Raw genomic sequence first — 18141 nt, forward strand, 5'->3', positions numbered from 1 at the left:
CGGCCTCATTTCTCGCTGCCGTCCAGATCAGATGCATCGCTCTCTGGGCTAAAATCTTGTGACGACACTATCTAGGGGATGGCACAAACTGGAAAGCGTCTCGCAAATCTGAAATGCAGGCAGAAAGACGCCTGTATTAACGCTCAGGAACACTGTATTTTGTTCGACAAGTGACCATAAATGATATACTGGAGGTATATATGAGCATGATTGCAGGGATGGATATGGGCAGAATATTACTCGACCTATCAGACGAGGTGATCAAACGCCTCGACGACCTTAAGCAACAGCGTAATCTTCCCCGTGCGGAGCTGTTACGGGAAGCCGTGGAGCAGTATCTGGAACGCCAAAGCCATTCAGAAGCGACAATTGCCAGTGCGCTCGGTCTCTGGCAGGGCTGCGAGGAAGATGGCGTTGAGTATCAAAGGACGATTCGCGGAGAATGGTAACCATGAAAGGCGCCGTACTTTTTGATACCAATATTCTCATTGATTTGTTCAGTGGTCGCCGCGAAGCGAAAGAGGCGCTGGAAGCCTGGCCTCCTCAGCATGCCATCAGCATGATTACCTGGATGGAGGTGATGGCTGGCGCGAAGAAATACCATCAGGAGCATCGTACGCGCATTGCGCTAAATGCTTTTGAAGTGATTGGTGTTTCTCCCGAGATTGCAGAGCGGAGCGTTAATCTTCGTCAGGAATACGGTATGAAGCTGCCGGACGCCATTATTTTGGCGACAGCGCAGATACATCGTCGTGAGCTGGTGACGCGAAATACTAAAGATTTTGCCGGTCTACCGGGTGTGATCACTCCCTATCAACTGTAGCCGGGTGCAGCATGTGCAACCCGGTACAGATAATGGCGCTTACTCCCCCTCGCCCGGGAAGAGGAATGGATTGATAGAACTGCGGGCGAACCCTTCTTGTTCCATACGGGCATCGAGTACCAGTGAGGCTAAATCATCGGCAACAGGCTCCACGTTCGGATCTTTTTCCTGATACAGAATCTTCAGGTAGGTGCCGCAATCGCCACAGCTTTCGGCTTTGATAGGTGCCTGCTCGTTATCCAGCGACCAGTAATGTAAGTCGCGAGTCTGCTCGCAGTTGCTGCATTTGACGCGTACCACGTGCCACTCAGTTTCACACAGATTACAGTGCAGATAACGCAGCCCCTGGGTTGTGCCGATATGCACCATGCTGGAAACCGGCATCGATCCACATACCGGGCAGAACTGACGTTGTTCGCCATATTCCGCACGGGCTTTACCGGGGATCAGGCTGGCCATTTGCGCCCAGTAGAGCGACAGCGCAGCCCAAATGAACGGCGCTTTATCGCTGCTGACAGCACCAAAATCAGAGGCAAACAGCGCGCTGGCCATCTGCTCGAGCTCCTGTTCGGAGGATTTTTCCAGGTTTTCAATCACCGCCAGCGCGGGTCCACTCATCTCAGGCTTGAGCTCGGCAATGAGTGAATGCAGCAGCCTGCGCCAGTGCTTGTCACGCGGCAGGACGTGAATATCCAGCGGCGGTTTGCCCTCGGCGGCGGCCTGTTTGATACGCGCTGTCAGATCGATCTCCAGCGGATGGTCGTACAGCACCACTTCCTGGGCATGGGCGATCAGTGCGGCAAAACGCAGGTAATCGCCCAGCGGATTGTGCTCTGCTAACTCGCGCAGGCGCTCTGCCCGGCGGTTATAGAGATTTTTCAGTCTGGGGAATAATAACGGCGGAATCACTTCCGCCGTGCGTTTCTCGCTCTTCTCCAGCTCGTCTTGCGGGATTATGCGAATACTCATTCCGTCGTTTTTTCCTCTTTCTGGCGGACTTCACGGTACCAGCGCGGGTGATGTTTCTTCGCCCACGTGCTGGTGACCCAGCCTTCCACCATGGCGGTTATCGTGCCCTTCACCCATAGTGCGGCGTAGATATGCACCATAATAACCACAATTAATGCTACTGCGGCAAACGAATGAACCATAATCGCAATTCGAATGACCGGGATAGAGAAAACGGGTGCAAAGTACGGGCGCCACATGATGATGCCGCTAACCAGCAACAACACCAGGAAGAGAATCGCCGCCCAGAACACGCATTTCTGGCCGAAGTTATAGCGTCCGGTATCGCCCACTTCCTCGTTGACGACGATCTTACGAATATTCTTCGCCCAAAAGATATCATCCCGATTGATTAGGTTGTGATGCCAGTAGCGGAAGAACATGATGATGAACGACGCGAACATCACCACCCCAACAAACGGGTGTAGAATACGCGCTAACTGCGGCGTACCCAGAATATGCATCAGCCAGTTGAAGGACGGGAAGAAGAATCCCAGTCCGCTCACCGCCGCCAGCACGAAGCAGAAGGCGGTGACCCAGTGGTTGATGCGTTCCGGCGCCGTGTAGCGCACGATGGTGTCACGTTTTTTCATTTGCGCACCTCGTCTTTTTCTTCATGCAGGTTGTCGTCTTCTTCCTCTGCGCGGTTCGGACCGACCCCGACGTAGTGGAAGATACTGGCGGCAAATGTCGCGGCAAAACCCACTGCGGCCAGCGGCTTCCAGATCCCTTTCCAGAACTTCACGGTGGCATTGATTTCCGGGTTTTCCGGCAGGCCGTGATACAGCGTCGGCTTGTCGGCATGGTGCAGCACGTACATCACGTGGGTTCCGCCAACACCGGCCGGATCGTACAGGCCCGCATTGTCATAACCACGGGTTTTCAGCTCCGCCACGCGTTCGCCAGCCAGCGTTTTCATATCCTCTTTGCTGCCAAAGTGGATAGCGCCGGTCGGGCACGTTTTCACGCAGGCCGGTTCCTGGCCGACGGTAACGCGGTCTACGCATAGCGTACATTTGTAGACGCGATTGTCTTCCGGGTTCAGGCGCGGCACGTTGAAAGGGCAGCCGGCAATGCAGTAACCGCAGCCGATACACTGTTCAGACTGGAAGTCGACAATCCCGTTAGCATACTGAATGATAGCCCCTTCTGACGGGCATGCCTTCAGACAGCCCGGATCGGCGCAGTGCATACAGCCGTCTTTGCGGATCAGCCATTCCAGCCTGTCGTTCTGCTCCACTTCGGAAAAACGCATGACTGTCCATGACTTAGCGGTCAGATCCGCCGGGTTATCGTAAACCCCGACGTTGTGTCCCACTTCATCACGAATATCGTTCCACTCCGAGCAGGCTACCTGACAGGCTTTACACCCAATACAGGTGGTGACGTCGATAAGCTTCGCCACTTCTTCCTGATGGTTCCGCGCCTGGGGCGCGGGGGTAAAACCGTTAGTGGCGGAACGACGGATAATGTCTTGCGATTGATAAGCCATAAGTCGTCTCCCTTACACCTTTTCGACATTCACCAGGAACGCCTTAAACTCCGGCGTCTGGGTGTTTGCGTCACCGACAAACGGGGTGAGGGTGTTAGCGATAAAGCCTTTCTTCGCCACGCCTTCATAGCCCCAGTGAATAGGAATGCCGATGGTATCCACATCCTGGCCGTGCACGTTCAGTGTACGTATACGCTTCGTCACCACCGCTTTGGCTTTGATATAGCCGCGGTTGGAGGAGACTTTCACCGTATCGCCCTGAATGATGCCCAGCTTGCCCGCCAGCTTTTCGCCGATTTCCACAAACTGCTCCGGCTGCGCGATGGCGTTGAGCAACGCGTGCTTGGTCCAGTAGTGGAAGTGTTCGGTCAGGCGGTAAGTGGTGCCGACATACGGGAACTTGTCCGCTTTGCCCATCTGCGCCATGTCGTCTTTGAAGACACGTGCTGCAGGGTTAAAGACAACATTCGGGTGTAGCGGGTTGGTACCCAGCGGCGTTTCAAACGGCTCGTAATGTTCCGGGAACGGCCCTTCTGCCATCTTATCGGTAGCAAACAGACGTCCCATCCCTTCCGGCTGCATGATAAACGGCCCCACATCGCTGCCCGGTGCGGCAGTGCTGTAATCCGGGATATCCACACCACCCCATTTCGCCCCGTCCCATTTCAGGAGCTGGCGATTCGGATCCCAGGGTTTACCCTGCGGGTCCGCCGAGGCGCGGTTATACAGGATGCGGCGGTTCAACGGCCATGCCCATGCCCAGCCGAGCGTATTCCCAAGGCCTGACGGATCGGCGTTATCACGACGCGCCATCTGGTTGCCGTCCGGCGTCCAGCTACCGGCGAAGATCCAGCATCCGCTGGACGTGGTACCGTCATCACGCAACTGGGCGAAGGAACTTAGCTGCTGACCTTTTTTCACCAGCACGGTATTGGTGATCGGATCGATAACATCCGCCAGCGCTTTCCCGTTACTTTCCATTGCCACTTCTTCCGAAGCCGGTTCATGTGGCGTGGAGTAGTTCCAGGTCATGTTCAGCACCTGTTCCGGGTTGGCACCGCCTTCTTCGGCGTACATTTTGCGCAGGCGCAGGAAGATGCCCGCCAGAATTTCGCCATCGGTGACCGCTTCACCCGGCGCGTCTGCGCCTTTCCAGTGCCATTGCAGCCAGCGGCCGGAGTTCACGATGGAGCCGTTCTCTTCGGCAAAGCAGGTGCAGGGCAGGCGGAACACCTCAGTCTGGATTTTCGATGAATCGACATCGTTCGACTCACCGTGGTTCTGCCAGAAGGTGGAAGTTTCCGTGTTGAGCGGGTCGATGGTCACCAGGAATTTCAGTTTCGACAGCGCCGCAACGACCTTGTTTTTGTTCGGGAACGACGCCACCGGGTTAAAGCCCTGGCAGAGATAACCGTTCACCTGACCTTTAAACATCATGTCGAAATACTGCAGAACGTCATAACCCTTGTCCCATTTCGGCAACCAGTCGAAGCCCCAGCTGTTGTCCTTCGTCGCTTTGTCGCCATAGAAGGCTTTCATCATCGAGACGAAGAATTTCGGGTAGTTGCCCCAGTAGTTCACCTGGCCCTGCACCAACGGTTTAGGTGTGTTGGCTGTCAGGTAGGTTTGCAGATCCGCCTGTTTCTCGCTTGGCAGGGTCATGTAACCCGGCAGGCTTTGCGACAGCAAGCCTAAGTCGGTCAGCCCCTGAATATTGGAGTGACCACGCAGGGCGTTCACGCCGCCGCCTGCCATCCCCATGTTGCCAAGCAGCAACTGGATCATCGCCATGGTGCGAATGTTCTGCGCGCCGATGGAGTGCTGTGTCCAGCCCAGCGCGTACAGGAACGAGGCCGTTTTGTCGTGGGCGCTGGTTTCGGCGATGTACTCGCAGACTTTCAGGAAGTCGGCTTTCGGCGTACCGCAGATGTTTTCCACCACTTCCGGCGTATAGCGCGAAACGTGTTGTTTCAGTAAATTCCATACGCAGCGTGGATGGGTAAGCGTGGTATCGCGTTTGGCGAAACCCTGCTCGTCCATTTCATAGTTCCAGCTGGTTTTGTCGTATTTACGTTTGTCCGCGTCATAGCCGGTAAACAGGCCATCTTCGAAGCCGAAATCCTCACGCACGATCAGGCTGGCGTTGGTGTAGGCCTCGGTGTATTCGCGGTTGTATTTTTCATTCGTCAGCAGGTACAGCAGAACGCCGGAGAGGAAGGCGATATCCGTCCCGGAACGAATGGGCGTGTAAAAATCCGCGACCGAAGCGGTTCGCGTAAAGCGAGGATCGATAACGATTAATTTGGCGCCATTATGGATTTTTGCTTCCATCGCCCAGCGGAATCCCACCGGATGCGCTTCAGCAGCATTCCCACCCATCACGACGATGAGGTTGGCGTTTTTCATATCTACCCAGTGGTTGGTCATCGCACCGCGACCAAACGTTGGAGCAAGACTTGCTACCGTTGGTCCGTGTCAGACACGCGCCTGGTTATCCACGGCAAGCATGCCGAGGGCGCGGGTAAATTTCTGGGTCAGATAACCGGTTTCGTTACTGGAGGCGGAGGCGCACAGCATACCGGTGGACAGCCAGCGGTTAACGGTGGTGCCTTCGGCATTTTGCGCGATGTAGTTCGCATCACGGTCTTGTTTGATCAGTTTCGCGATGCGATCAAACGCGTCATCCCAGGTGATTTGTTGCCATTTGTCGGAGCCTGGTGCGCGGTATTCCGGGTATTTCAGGCGGCTTTCTGAATGGATGAAATCCACCAGACCTGCGCCTTTCGGACAGAGTGCACCACGGTTTACCGGATGGTCCGGGTCGCCTTCGATATGGAAGATAGAGGCTTTGGCGTTTTTCGCGCCGTCGCCGAGGCTATACATTAATAGCCCACAGCCGACAGAACAGTATGTGCAGGTGTTTCGTGTTTCACGGGTGCGCAGCAATTTGTATTGCCGCGTCTCCGCCAGCGCCACACCAGGCGCAAAGCCCAGTGCCGCTGCAGTTGTACCTGCCATACCGCCAGCGCAGATCTTAAAGAACTGCCTTCTGCTGACCTGCATGGTTTGCTCCTTGTTTCGACATTGTCACGAGGTTTTTTATTTGCTTTGCGGTCGTCGCCGCAAAGGTACAAAATTGATGCTTATCCCCTGGCCCAAAAGGGGTATATCTTCAGAATATCATATTGTAGGTAAGTCTGTTCCAATTCGGTTAAAACAACGTGAACAAAACCCATACAACACCACCCGAAAATGCTGACCTAATCGCAGGTTCCCGACAGATTTCACTTTGGAAACGGGACGATCTGCAACATCCCCGCAACGATGTGTTGGCGGAGGAAGTCCCCATTGCACTGGTTTATAACGGTATTTCCCATGTTGTGATGATGGCTTCACCCAAAGACCTGGAGTGGTTTGCCGTCGGTTTTTCCTTATCCGAAGGGATTATAGAAACTCGCCAGGATATTTATGGCATGGAGGTTGTGCCGTCCTGCAATGGTCTGGAAGTGCAGATTGAGCTTTCCAGCCGTCGGTTTATGGGGCTGAAAGAGCGACGTCGCGCGCTGGCCGGGCGTACGGGGTGCGGCGTGTGCGGTGTTGAGCAACTGAACGATATCGGCAAGCCTGTCGCGCCGCTGCCGTTTACGCAGACCTTTGATCTGGCAAACCTCGACCAGGCCCTGACGCATCTCACGGATTTCCAGCCGATTGGCAAATTAACGGGATGTACCCACGCGGCCGCGTGGATGTTGCCTTCCGGGCAACTGGCGGGAGGGCATGAGGATGTGGGTCGTCACGTGGCGCTGGATAAGCTGCTGGGTCATCGCGCCCATGAAGGGGCGTCCTGGCAGACGGGTGCTGCGCTGGTCTCCAGCCGTGCGAGCTATGAGATGGTGCAGAAATCAGCCATGTGCGGCGTGGAAATTCTGTTTGCCGTTTCCGCTGCGACTACGCTGGCCGTTGAGGTTGCCGAGCGCTGTAACCTGACGCTGGTGGGCTTTTGCAAGCCGAGCAGGGCCACGATTTATGCCCATCCACAGCGTTTGATCTCGGGTTAAGATTTAAATCAGTTTTTTTGAATATTGATGACAAATTCTTCCGCTTTTTGTTGATGAAGTTCAGGTCTAGTATTTACTTCATCGAGACACAGCGCCTCATATCAACAAACATTCAGAAGGGTTTATATCATGAAAAGCATCAAAACTTTTGTCGCAGTTATCGCTCTGGCTTCTTCTTTCGGTTCATTCGCTGCACAGACAGTGACCGCAACCTCCTCCACAATGGACGGTGCAGAAGCGAAAATCGCTGCTCAGGCTCAGCAGGCCGGTGCCTCTTCTTATCACATCACCGAAGCCTTCACCGGTGACCGCGTGCATATGACCGCAGAACTGACCAAATAAGCGTAACACTGTCGAAAGAGCGCCTGCGGGCGCTTTTTTCGTTTCTGAATTACCCGGCCGTTGCCGCTCCTCGCTTTAGCCGCCAGTACGACGCCAGTGTACTCAGCATAAACACACTCTCCATCAGTATCGCCATCGGCGAACCCGCCAGAATATTATTGATAAGCCAGCACAGGCTGCCGTTCAGCGTGATCAGCCGTAACCCCACAGCCGTTGAATGAAATGCGGCAACCGTCATAAGCAAACTGCCCGCCAGCGGGAAGATATCCGTTGGATGCTGCCAGGTCAGTACGCTGCACAGCAGCGACGCACAAAGAAATCTCCCTTTCACTCGCTGGCTCGTGGTAACGGTTGCCAGAAGATATCGGCAGGCTGCCAGCGCCATCAGTCCACAGGCGCTGACTTCACCGAGCAGCCAGAAATGTAGTGCCAGCAGACAGGTCGAACAGGCGAGCGTCAACAGAGAACGCTGGCGACGGACAAACTGAAAGGCCAGCAAATCCAGGCCAAACGACAGGCCCGCCAGAATTTGTGAGAGGAAAAATGGGGTCATCGCATCGTCCTGCAGCAAAAGAGTGGCGCAGAATAATTCGGGCAGGAGTGTGGGTCGTTAACCTTTGTTAAGCCGCCCGCGAATCCGCGACAGACTCACCGGGGAGATACCAATGTAGCTGGCAAGATCTTTTTGCGTGAGCTGCTGTTCCCAGTCCGGGAAATTGGCCTGCACGTATTGCCAGCGCTGTTCGGGGTTATTGAGCAAAAACATCTGCTCTTTCTTCTCTTTGTAAACCACCTGCTGGCTGAGCAGCGCCAGTCGCGCGGCGAGGTGTTCGGGTTTATCGAGCAGGCGTAGCGGGATTTCGCAAAGCCTGCCTGGGGTTAGCATTTGCAGGCTGTAATCCGCCAGCGAACCGGTGAGCCAGCTCAGGTAGAGAAAACAGCACTCCCCGGCGAAATAGAACTCTTTCACTCGTTCGTGGCCCTGTGCCGAGTGATACACCGCGCGTGCCGTCCCCTCCTGCAACCAAAACATGGTGTGCTGTGGCTCCCCCTGACGTTGTAGAATATCCATCGCCGACACGCTGCGCGTGCGTCCGAATTGCTGCAAGGCGGTGAGCCAGTCTGGGGTCATTTTTCACCCTCTTTTATGATTCAAATAATTTGAAAGATAAATGCAAATCATTCCGCTGTTTGTTGATGGGGTTAAGGACTATTATTCATTTCATCGAGGCACAACGCCTTATATAAACAAACATACAGAAGGGTATATATCATGAAAAGCATCAAAACTTTTGTCGCAGTTATCGCTCTGGCTTCTTCTTTCGGTTCATTCGCTGCTCAGACCGTCACCGCAACTGACTCTACTCTGTCCGGTGCAGAAGCGAAAATTGCCGCTCAGGCACAGCAGGCTGGCGCGTCTTCATACCAGATTACCGAAGCTTTCAGCGGTAACCAGGTTCATATGACTGCTGAACTGACCAAATAAGTTTTCCCGCACTGCCGCTGTCCCTGACTCTTCGGAGCGGGGACAGGTTCTTTTCTCCCCGGTTTTCGCTCTCCCGCTTCTGAATATCTCTTCCCGTATGCCTCTTTTACGCTAAAAAATGCGGCTACAATCACAAAATTACTATCCGTCTAAAAGCCTTAACGGCGATTTTATTTCCCCGTAACATCCCCAATTTCATGTTTTTATAACTCAATGATTGAAAAGGAATTATTAAAAATACTGTGAGTTGAATCTCACTGCGTTTATGTGATTGTTATCACAAATAATGAGTGTTTAACATTGGTGTCAATGGTTGGTGGTAAGAGAATTATCCATAAAATGTGACTTTCATTGCAAATATGACCCTTGAAGTCAGGGAAAAATATTCGCACAGGCAGCCAGTAGGGAATTCGCGATGAAAATCGGTGTAGTCATTAGCGGTGGTGATGTATCGGGAATAAATAATTTTATTTTTCAGATTGCGAGACTGGCACAGGCAGAAATTACCCTGTTCAATGGAGGGATACCTGGTTTACTTGAAAAGAAACACAATGAAATTGACTGGCGGGATTTAGTGGATTTTTCCATTTCCTCTATCCCTGTTATTACGTCTGGTCGCACAACCCGTAAATTAGTGCGCAGTGAATACGAAGCGATTGCGAAGAAATTAAAATCGTTGCGAATTGATGTGCTCGTTATGGCGGGTGGTGACGGATCGCTGCAATTTTTAAATACGCTCAGTGAGTTTGATATTAATTGTTTTGGCGTCGGTATGACGATTGATAATGATGTGTATGGCAGTGATTATTCAATTGGTTTTTCTACCGCCTGCGAACAAATTATCAAGGAGGTTTCCCGCCTGCGAAATACTGGTCGGGCGTTACCTGGCCGCGTATTTATGGTGGAAGTGCTGGGAGGCTACTGTGGCGAGTTGACGCTGCAATCGGCGATCAAAAGCAATGCGGATATTGCCCTTATTCCGGAATGCCAGATCCCAATTGATGAGTTATCTCAACGCATTAAAAACCGCCTTGCCAGCCAGAACAGCGTGGTGATCCTGTGCTCCGAAGGTTACACCAGAGAGTATACGCCCGGTTTTCAGGGCGCTATCGACACCATGATGAAGCAGCTTGAACCGCGGATTGGCGTGCGTATTCGTAAAACGATTATTGGCTATGGTTTACGTAACGGTGATCCCACCTGTGAAGAGATTTATCAGGGCACCATTATGGCCAGTGAAGTGGTACGTTGTATTCAATCTGGCATGAAGAATAAAGCCATTATTATCAATTCCAGTAATAAACCTATTCCAATTGATCTTATTAGTATGAAAAAACGTCTGGTAGACACAGAAGGACATCCCTACAAACTGGCCAAACAACTCAATATTATTTGAGGAGATTTACATGCTTAAAGTTCTTTGCGTATGTGGCTGCGGCCTCGGCTCCAGCTTTGCGATCGAAATGAGCGCGAAAGCGGTGCTGAAAAAATTAGAAATTCCGGCAAAAGTTGAACACACCACAGTTTCAGAAGCCGGTGCATTTAAATCCGATATGATTTTGACACAAAAAGTATTTGCCGACATTTTAACGGCGGATGCCAGTGAAGAAGAAATCAGACGTGTCGTCGTGCTTAATAAATTAACCGATAAAGAAGAGATCGAACAAAAAATTATCGCGTTCTTAAAATTGCATAACATGAAGGTAGCTGACCATGAATAGCTTTGTTGAGTTTATCGTCAAAGATTTACTCGGGCAGGCATCGATATTAATCGCCTTTATTGCCATGCTCGGTTTGATCTTACAAAAGAAATCACCGGGAAAAATTGCCGAAGGCACCTTTAAAACGCTGCTCGGCTTTTTAATCATGATGGCGGGGATCAATATCATCGTCGCTACCCTGACTTTCCTGAACGATATCTTCACCCACGGTTTCGGGATGAAAGGTTATATCACCGACGTAGCGGCCATCGCCGGGCTGGCGAACCGCGAACTGGGTTCCGAAGTGGCGTTGACGCTGATGGTGATTTTCGCGGTCAACATCATTATTGCCCGCCTGACGCCGCTGAAATACATCTTCCTGACGGGCCAGGCATTGCTGTGGATGGCGACCATCGGGGCGGTTATTGGTTACAAAGCGGGCCTGACCGGGCTGCCGCTGATCCTCACGGGCGGTATTTTTGGCGGTGCGATGGCGGTACTGATGCCGGCGCTGGCGCAACCGGTGGTCAGACGCATTACCGGTTCTGATGACGTGGCGTTGGGGCACTTCTGCACCATCGGCTATCTGGTACAGGCGGCGGTGGCGAAAGTGGTCGGCAAGGGCTCCCGCTCCACGGAAGACCTGCAACTGCCGGATAACTTTAAATTCCTGCAGGATACCTATCTTGCCATGGCGGTGGTGATGGTGCCGATGTACCTGATCCCGGCGGTGGCGGCAGGTCCGGAATACATCGGTCAGTTCTCCCATGGCGTGAACTTCCTGATGTACGCCTTTATGCAATCCATCCAGTTTGTGGCCGGGGTGTTCGTCCTTTATAGCGGCGTCCGTCTGTTGTTGAACGAACTGGTGCCTGCTTTTCGGGGTATCGCCATGCGCATCGTCCCGGACGCCAAACCAGCGCTCGATTGTCCGGTCCTGTTCCCCTACGCCCCGAACGCGGTCATTGTCGGCTTCCTGGCCACTACTGTCGGTTCGATTATCGGCATGCTGGTCTTCCCGATGTTTGGTCTGGCGATGATCCTGCCTGGCCTGCTGACCAACTTCTTCGCGGGTGGCACGGCGGGTGTTTTTGGTAACGCATTGGGCGGGCGTCGTGGTGCGGTTATCGGCGGCGTTGTCCACGGTCTCTTTATTACCTTCCTGCCGGCCATCCTGGTGCCGATGCTGGAAAGTTACGGCTTTACCGGGGTGACGTTCAGTGACTCCGATGTCATCAGCTCTGGCCTGGTTCTGGGTCATGCCTTCCAGAATAACTGGCTGTTTGTCGCTCTGTTTATTGTCTTTGTCGCGTTCCTTGCCTGGTTCGTTAATGGCAAGTCAGCTAAACCTAAAGGGGAGAAAGTCCATGAGTCTGCATAATTTCACTGCGCTGTTAGAGATTGCCAAAGAACGTCATTTTAAAGCGGTCGGTTCCTTTAATTTACATTGCCTGGAAATGCTGCCGGCCTTTTTTAAAGCGGCAAAACAAACTAACAGCCCGTTAATGATTCAGATATCCACCGGGACAGCGCAATATCTGGGCTATCAATTATTGGTGGATTCCGTGCGCTCATTATCGGCAAGCGAAAATGTGCCCACCTGTTTGCATCTGGATCACTGCTCGGATATTAATGCGATTCAGACTGCAATCGATGCCGGATTCAGTTCAATTATGTACGACGGTTCGCATCTGGATATTGATGAGAATATTGCCAATACCCGCATTGTGGTGGAGATGGCGCGTCCGCGCGGTATTTCGGTTGAAGCTGAATTAGGCGCAATTGGCGGTTCGGAAGACGGAAAAGCCGTGGCTGAAGAGGACATTTGCTTTACTACCGTGGAGGACGCGGCGCGTTTTGTCGAAGAAACTCACGTGGACATGTTGGCGGTGTCGGTCGGTACGGTACACGGGCTCTATACCGGCAAGGCGCAGATTCAGCATCAGCGTCTGCAGGAGATCAGCGCCGCCACCGGTACGCCGCTGGTGCTGCATGGCGGAACCGGCGTGAGCGATGAGGATATGCGTAAAGCCGTGACCGAAGGTATCAATAAAGTAAACGTCGGCACCGAGATGAATGTGCAGTGGGTTGGTCAGTGCAAATCGACCTTTGAAAAAGGGAAGGTGAATGACAGCGTGCGTAAATTCCTGATCCCTGCCAACGATGCCGTCACTCAGGTGCTGGTCGAGAAAATGAATTTATTTAAATAATCCTGCATTACCACGTTAATTTTATTCCATAACCCTGGTGCTCCGGCACACGTCGGGGCGGGAGTGAGTCATGTTTGAATCATTGAAGTCGTTGTGGAAAAAAGACGATACGGCGGTGGAAGAATATGACAGGCAGGCTGAATTGCTGGCTGTCGATATTAAGAAACTGGAAGGTAATCTGGTGGAGGATCCGCGAAATAGCGATGTGCAAAAACAATTAATGTTGCTGTATAACCGGGCATTAAATGTCTTTGCTAAAAGTAAACAGCATCGCCATGAAGTGGATTCTCTCTTTATTCGTATCGACGAATTGCGCAATATTATTCGGCGTAATATTTAGGGAGAACGGATGACGATTAAAGATCTTCTCATCGAAGCGGATGCGATTCAGGTTGGCGTAACGGAAAAGGACTGGCGGCAGGTGATTCGGCTGGCCGCCCGGCCCCTGATTGACGGGGGCTATCTGGAGGCCCGCTATGGCGAAGCGGTGATCGACAGTACGCTGGAACATGGTGCCTATTATGTGTTTGATGAGGGCGTCGCCATGCCGCATGCGCGCCCGGAGTGTGGCGTGAAGCGGGATTGCTTTAGCCTGGTGTTGTTACAGGAACCGATACGCTTTGGTGAAAGTGAGGCGGCGGACATTGTCATTATGTTCGGGGCACGCAACAGCAATGCGCATATTGAAGAAGGGATCCGCGCCATCGTACATCTGCTGGACAACGATGAAACGATGGCGGCACTGCGGGTGGCACGGACAAGGGAGGAGGTGGTGGCGCTGTTATGACTACGCAAATGAAAACGGTCGTGCTGGTCAACGGTGTACCGGCATCCGGCAAAACCACGGTGACGCGTCAGCTGTCGGAACGGTTTTCACTGCCCATTCTGACCATCGACGGCATTAAAGAGCCGTTTATGGCGCAGTTTAGCGAAATCGACCGGGCGTTTAACCGCAAGCTGGGCTGCGCGGCCTATGATGTTATCTGGTCGATCATTCGCCATGCGCCAGCAGGCTGCCCGTTTATCGTCGACGCCTGGTTTGGTTTTCAGCCAAAGGAGAAGCTGGTTGAGTACCTGGAGAAGGCCGGGGTGACGCGGATTCTTGAAGTCTGGAACGCGGTCGCTCCTGATGTCGCCGTCGCCCGTTATGCCCGGCGCCTTGGTGAGCGGCGGGTTGGCCATCCTGGCGAAGAGTATCTGCCGGAGCTGGCGGTGCTGGCTGCCAACGCCGAACCGATGGCGCTCGGCCCGGTGTTTCCCTTTGAACAGGGAAGTGAAGAAGGCTACACCCGCCTGTTTAGCTGGATGGAGGCGCATCTGGGAGCCTGAAGGAAAAGGTTGAAACAACCGCAACTGTCGAAAGAGCGCCATCTGGCGCTTTTTTTGTGTCTTTTCCGTTTTTAATGCATTGAAATTAAACATAAAAAATCGGTGGCGTGATTATTGCATCGGCTTCGACAGATAAAAAGGAGCCACATCATGCTGTCACACTATCAAAACCCTGTTCTTCACGCCGATTACGCCGATCCTGATGTTATTCGGGTGGGAAATGATTTCTGGATGGTTTCATCCTGCTTTAATCAACTGCCCGCCTTACCGCTACTCCACTCGCGTGATCTGGTTCACTGGCGCATCGTTAACCATGCCGTTAAGCGGCTCCCGTCACCGGAATATGATGCTGTTCAGCACGGGAAGGGCGTCTGGGCACCGTCAATTCGCTATCACGATGGGCAGTTCTGGATTTTCTACAGCCTGCCGGATGACGGTATTTTTGTTACCCATACCCGTGACCCGCTTGGCGAATGGAGCGCGCCGCGCTGCCTGAAAAAAGCGCCTGGCTGGATTGATCCCTGCCCGTTCTGGGACGACGACGGAAGGGCGTGGCTGGTGCATGCTTTTGCGTATAGCCGCAGCGGCATTAAAAATAAGTTGCAACTGATTGAGATGGCGCCGGATGCTTCCCGTCTGCTTGATGACGGACGGATTATTTTCGATGGCACGCCCTCACACCCGACGCTGGAGGGGCCAAAGCTCTATAAACATGCCAATGAGTACTGGATTTTTGCGCCCGCGGGCGGCGTTAAGCGCGGCTGGCAAACGGTATTACGCGCCACACAGCTTTCGGGGCCGTGGCAGCCCCGGGATGTGTTGCATCAGGGCGATACGGCGGTGAATGGTCCACACCAGGGGGCATGGGTGGCGCTGGAGAACGGGGAACACTGGTTTTTCCATTTTCAGGACAAAGGCGTCTATGGCCGGGTTGTGCATTTGCAGCCCCTGTGCTGGCAGGAAGATGGCTGGCCCGCCATTGGTGAACCGCTGGGCAATGCGGGCAAAGGACAGCCCGTTATCCGTCATCCCCGGCCTTCCTTACCGGCAATGCCCTGTTCACCACAAACCAGCGACAACTTCCCTGAAGGTAAGCCAGGCCTGCAATGGCAGTGGCAGGCTAACCCACAGGCGCATTGGATGGGGACAGGTTCGGCAGGATTAGCGCTGCGCTGTGCACCCCATAACGGTAGCCTCTACACCTTGCCGCAGATGCTGTTGCAAAAATTTCCCGCCGAACGCTTTGTGGTCACCCTTTCACTGGCGAGCCAGTTCAGCCAGCCGGGAGATGAAGCGGGCCTGATTATCTATGGCGAGCGTTTTGCCGCGCTGTGCCTGGTGCGGGAAACCTCTGGTGTGCAGTTACGGTTACGCCACGGCTGGAACAGCGATCGAGGCGAAGTGAGCGAATCTGTGTTGTCCATTTGCGATGACTTGTCAGAGAACCCTGAACTTGGATTCCATGTTGATTACGATGGGATCAGCCGTTTTTGCTATCGCGTTGCCAGTGACACGTGGCGGGAAGTGACCCCGGGTTTTTCTGCGGGGGCAGGGAAATGGGTCGGGGCCAGATTTGGCCTTTATGCCCGTGGGCAGGAGAGTGAGACGCAGGGCATGGCGCTGTTCTCGCACGTCGTGGTGCGCGAAGCATAAAAAAGCCGGGGTAGCTTGCCTGCCCCGGCGGATAACGTGTTTAGTTGATGTAGTAGCGAATACCAATACGGAATCGCACCTGGTCGTCATGGTTCTGATCCTGGTCCAGCCAGGCCACTTCGGCATATGGCATCCAGTTTTTATCCAGGCGGTAGCGCGCCACTATGCTCGGTTCCCAGTGGGTTTTCTGTCCGTTTGAGGCGTTAAAATCGTTGGCGTTGACGAAAAACTCCGGGTTTAACTGCAGCCAGAGTTTATCCGTTGCCTGGTAGTTGAAGAACAGATCAAACTGATGGCTATCGTTGTAGTCCATGTTGCCGTTGTAATCATGCTCTTTGTGGGTCATGTGGTTATAACGATAGCGACTGCCAATGCTGAAGACTTTACTGACTTTATAATCCTGGCCTAAATACGGGGCGATTTTCGTGCCGTTACTGTCGATATCGGACAGCCCACCCGGCGTCAGCGTCCATTTATCGCTCAATGGAACAGGATACCACCCTTCATATTCCTGGAAGGTGCTGCGCATCTGGTTAAAATCTTGGCCTAAATCGTACATGGCTGATACCAGAATACCTGCACCGTTATCAAAAATATGTCCTCCACCAATTTTATACTGATTTTTCTCAGAGGCAGTAGTGTGCGCGTAACGATTATCTACCCAGGTGGCGGCGGAGAAAGCGTTCATGGTAAATAAGGTCAGCGGTAAGGCAATGGTAAAATAAGTTGATTTTTTCATGGGGTTATCCATTTATTTATTAACACGCATGGTTTTAACGCGTATTTGTGGCGTTATTTTTAAATTTAAATTTTTGGTACAGCTTGATTCGTTATTATTTGTCTGTGCCTCTATTGTGTTGATGGTTGAAAATATAATTGCAACTCACGTGCCAAATATTAAAGTTATGAAATTACAACGATTTATTTAGGTGTTTTCATTGGCATTAGACACAATAAAGAATGTTGGAAATCGCTAAACACTAGCTTTGATCGTGTTCACATAAATTAAGGTTACTTTTATGGGTGTCGGAAATTAAAATATCACCTGATGCTGCAGCGGTTCATTGTCTACCCAACGTTTAAATTCAGCGATAATAAGATCGCCAAGCCTGCGCGTTTCATTATTCATCGCGCCGGCGATATGGCTGGTGAGTAAAATATTGGGTAGCTGATACAGCGGTGAGTTGAAAGCCGGTGGCTCAGGGGAGGTTACATCCAGTAAAGCGGTCAGATCGGGGCGTTGCTGCATGACGGTGGTAAGCTGTGCCTCGTTAATCTGCCTCCCTCTGCCGGTATTAAGAAACACCGCGCCGGGGCGCATGCGGCGAAATAAATCGCCGTTGAGAATGTGTTGGTTGTCATCGCGATTGGGCAAATGGTTACTCACCACCAGCGCGGTTTCAAAGGCGGCTTCCAGGCTTAAGGTCCGTTTCCCGGCGCGCGAAGGAACCGTGATTACCTCCAGCGCAAAGGGGCGAAGAAGCTGGGCCAGCGTCTGTGAAATAGCGCCTGCACCAATTAATGCGACGCGCTCATCATAGACACCCGGCGCGGAGTGATGGTGGTGTAGCGGCGTAAAATCTGTGGGTGTCTGGTATTCACGCTGATTACGAAAATACCCTTTGCAGCCCAGTAAGATCTGCGCGAGGCAATATTCCGCCACCGGTACGGCGTTGGCGCGCCAGGCACTGACGACAATAATGCCGCGTTTAATCAGCGTACTGGCGAAAGCATCCGTTTTTCCGGCGGCATAAAACAGAATTTTTAAATTTGGCAGGGCATCAAGCTGTGAGTCGTTAAGGGGAAACATACCCCAGCTCGAAAATATCACCTCCGTTTTTGCAAGCTCTGGAAGCCGTGCAGCAATATTTTGCTCGGTGATGGTCTGCGGGTAAAAATGACACCAGCTGGAGAGTTGTTGTAAGCGTCCTGCGGAAAAAACCTGATTAAATTTTTCTGGCTGGTTAGATAGTGTCGTCACGAGGATAAAAATCATTGATAATAGGGCCTTCTAATCAGAAGGCCCTATTATCATGACTA

At 52.6% G+C, this 18141-nt stretch carries 21 protein-coding genes; 13 read left to right on the forward strand and 8 right to left on the reverse strand.

Features of this window, described 5'->3' with window-relative positions; all coding sequences use genetic code 11:
• Positions 1–206 precede the first annotated feature (206 nt).
• Both ACSZPU_RS14600 and ACSZPU_RS14605 read left to right on the forward strand, forming a co-directional pair.
• Positions 207–449 (forward strand): ribbon-helix-helix domain-containing protein, encoded by a 243-nt coding sequence (locus ACSZPU_RS14600; protein ID WP_499000092.1) that lies wholly within the window; start codon positions 207–209, stop codon positions 447–449.
• 2 nt (positions 450–451) lie between these two features.
• Positions 452–823, forward strand: coding sequence for a type II toxin-antitoxin system VapC family toxin (locus tag ACSZPU_RS14605; protein ID WP_499000048.1), 372 nt, complete (start codon positions 452–454; stop codon positions 821–823).
• 39 nt (positions 824–862) lie between these two features.
• On the opposite strand, the gene fdhE is transcribed toward ACSZPU_RS14605, so the two are convergent.
• The 4 genes from fdhE to fdnG are packed head-to-tail and all read right to left on the reverse strand — an operon-like array spanning position 863 to position 6386.
• Complete coding sequence (gene fdhE, locus ACSZPU_RS14610; RefSeq protein WP_499000051.1) at positions 863–1792, reverse strand: formate dehydrogenase accessory protein FdhE; 930 nt, start codon at positions 1790–1792, stop codon at positions 863–865.
• Positions 1789–2424, reverse strand: a complete 636-nt coding sequence (fdoI, locus tag ACSZPU_RS14615; RefSeq protein ID WP_499000054.1) for a formate dehydrogenase cytochrome b556 subunit — start codon at positions 2422–2424, stop codon at positions 1789–1791. Before fdoI ends, fdhE begins: the two co-directional genes overlap by 4 nt.
• Positions 2421–3323, reverse strand: coding sequence for a formate dehydrogenase subunit beta (gene fdxH / locus ACSZPU_RS14620; RefSeq protein WP_499000057.1), 903 nt, complete (start codon positions 3321–3323; stop codon positions 2421–2423). Before fdxH ends, fdoI begins: the two co-directional genes overlap by 4 nt.
• A gap of 12 nt (positions 3324–3335) precedes the next feature.
• Positions 3336–6386: a formate dehydrogenase-N subunit alpha gene (gene fdnG / locus ACSZPU_RS14625; protein ID WP_499000059.1), complete on the reverse strand. Its 3051-nt coding sequence runs from the start codon at positions 6384–6386 to the stop codon at positions 3336–3338.
• Positions 6387–6544: 158 nt separating this feature from the next.
• Between fdnG and fdhD the strand changes: the two genes are divergently transcribed.
• The gene (fdhD, locus tag ACSZPU_RS14630; protein ID WP_499000062.1) at positions 6545–7381 is read left to right on the forward strand and encodes a formate dehydrogenase accessory sulfurtransferase FdhD; all 837 of its coding nucleotides are present in this window, start codon (positions 6545–6547) and stop codon (positions 7379–7381) included.
• Positions 7382–7510: 129 nt separating this feature from the next.
• Positions 7511–7723, forward strand: a complete 213-nt coding sequence (locus tag ACSZPU_RS14635) for a YdgH/BhsA/McbA-like domain containing protein (RefSeq protein WP_039077357.1) — start codon at positions 7511–7513, stop codon at positions 7721–7723.
• A 49-nt stretch (positions 7724–7772) separates the two neighbouring features.
• Here the strand turns inward: ACSZPU_RS14635 and ACSZPU_RS14640 are convergent, their stop codons facing one another.
• On the reverse strand, positions 7773–8276 hold the full coding sequence (locus tag ACSZPU_RS14640; protein WP_499000065.1) for a YgjV family protein: 504 nt from the start codon (positions 8274–8276) through the stop codon (positions 7773–7775).
• A gap of 57 nt (positions 8277–8333) precedes the next feature.
• Positions 8334–8855 carry a Crp/Fnr family transcriptional regulator gene (locus ACSZPU_RS14645; protein ID WP_499000068.1) on the reverse strand — a complete coding sequence of 174 codons (522 nt, stop codon included), beginning with the start codon at positions 8853–8855 and terminating at the stop codon, positions 8334–8336.
• 141 nt (positions 8856–8996) lie between these two features.
• Between ACSZPU_RS14645 and ACSZPU_RS14650 the strand changes: the two genes are divergently transcribed.
• The 9 genes from ACSZPU_RS14650 (at position 8997) to ACSZPU_RS14690 (ending at position 16101) form a co-directional block, all read left to right on the forward strand.
• Positions 8997–9209 (forward strand): YdgH/BhsA/McbA-like domain containing protein, encoded by a 213-nt coding sequence (locus tag ACSZPU_RS14650; protein WP_039077353.1) that lies wholly within the window; start codon positions 8997–8999, stop codon positions 9207–9209.
• A gap of 415 nt (positions 9210–9624) precedes the next feature.
• Positions 9625–10605, forward strand: a complete 981-nt coding sequence (locus ACSZPU_RS14655; RefSeq protein WP_499000071.1) for a 6-phosphofructokinase — start codon at positions 9625–9627, stop codon at positions 10603–10605.
• A 10-nt stretch (positions 10606–10615) separates the two neighbouring features.
• Entirely contained in the window at positions 10616–10930 is a 315-nt protein-coding gene (locus ACSZPU_RS14660; RefSeq protein WP_499000074.1) for a PTS sugar transporter subunit IIB, read from the forward strand.
• Positions 10923–12290 carry a PTS sugar transporter subunit IIC gene (locus ACSZPU_RS14665; RefSeq protein WP_499000077.1) on the forward strand — a complete coding sequence of 456 codons (1368 nt, stop codon included), beginning with the start codon at positions 10923–10925 and terminating at the stop codon, positions 12288–12290. Before ACSZPU_RS14660 ends, ACSZPU_RS14665 begins: the two co-directional genes overlap by 8 nt.
• Positions 12277–13119 carry a class II fructose-bisphosphate aldolase gene (locus ACSZPU_RS14670; RefSeq protein ID WP_499000080.1) on the forward strand — a complete coding sequence of 281 codons (843 nt, stop codon included), beginning with the start codon at positions 12277–12279 and terminating at the stop codon, positions 13117–13119. Before ACSZPU_RS14665 ends, ACSZPU_RS14670 begins: the two co-directional genes overlap by 14 nt.
• A gap of 70 nt (positions 13120–13189) precedes the next feature.
• Positions 13190–13459 carry a hypothetical protein gene (locus ACSZPU_RS14675; RefSeq protein ID WP_499000082.1) on the forward strand — a complete coding sequence of 90 codons (270 nt, stop codon included), beginning with the start codon at positions 13190–13192 and terminating at the stop codon, positions 13457–13459.
• 9 nt (positions 13460–13468) lie between these two features.
• Positions 13469–13906 carry a PTS sugar transporter subunit IIA gene (locus ACSZPU_RS14680; protein WP_499000084.1) on the forward strand — a complete coding sequence of 146 codons (438 nt, stop codon included), beginning with the start codon at positions 13469–13471 and terminating at the stop codon, positions 13904–13906.
• Positions 13903–14448: a P-loop nucleotide/nucleoside kinase family protein gene (locus tag ACSZPU_RS14685; protein WP_499000086.1), complete on the forward strand. Its 546-nt coding sequence runs from the start codon at positions 13903–13905 to the stop codon at positions 14446–14448. The genes ACSZPU_RS14680 and ACSZPU_RS14685 overlap by 4 nt, the downstream gene beginning before the upstream one ends.
• Before the next feature lie 147 nt (positions 14449–14595).
• Positions 14596–16101: a glycoside hydrolase family 43 protein gene (locus ACSZPU_RS14690; RefSeq protein WP_499000093.1), complete on the forward strand. Its 1506-nt coding sequence runs from the start codon at positions 14596–14598 to the stop codon at positions 16099–16101.
• Positions 16102–16141: 40 nt separating this feature from the next.
• Here the strand turns inward: ACSZPU_RS14690 and ACSZPU_RS14695 are convergent, their stop codons facing one another.
• Both ACSZPU_RS14695 and ACSZPU_RS14700 read right to left on the reverse strand, forming a co-directional pair.
• Positions 16142–16840 (reverse strand): oligogalacturonate-specific porin KdgM family protein, encoded by a 699-nt coding sequence (locus ACSZPU_RS14695; RefSeq protein WP_499000088.1) that lies wholly within the window; start codon positions 16838–16840, stop codon positions 16142–16144.
• Between the two features lie 294 nt (positions 16841–17134).
• Positions 17135–18097 carry a hydroxyacid dehydrogenase gene (locus ACSZPU_RS14700; protein WP_499000090.1) on the reverse strand — a complete coding sequence of 321 codons (963 nt, stop codon included), beginning with the start codon at positions 18095–18097 and terminating at the stop codon, positions 17135–17137.
• Positions 18098–18141 lie beyond the last annotated feature (44 nt).

The sequence above is a fragment of the Phytobacter sp. V69 genome (assembly GCF_965644215.1).
Taxonomy (GTDB): Bacteria; Pseudomonadota; Gammaproteobacteria; order Enterobacterales; family Enterobacteriaceae; genus Phytobacter.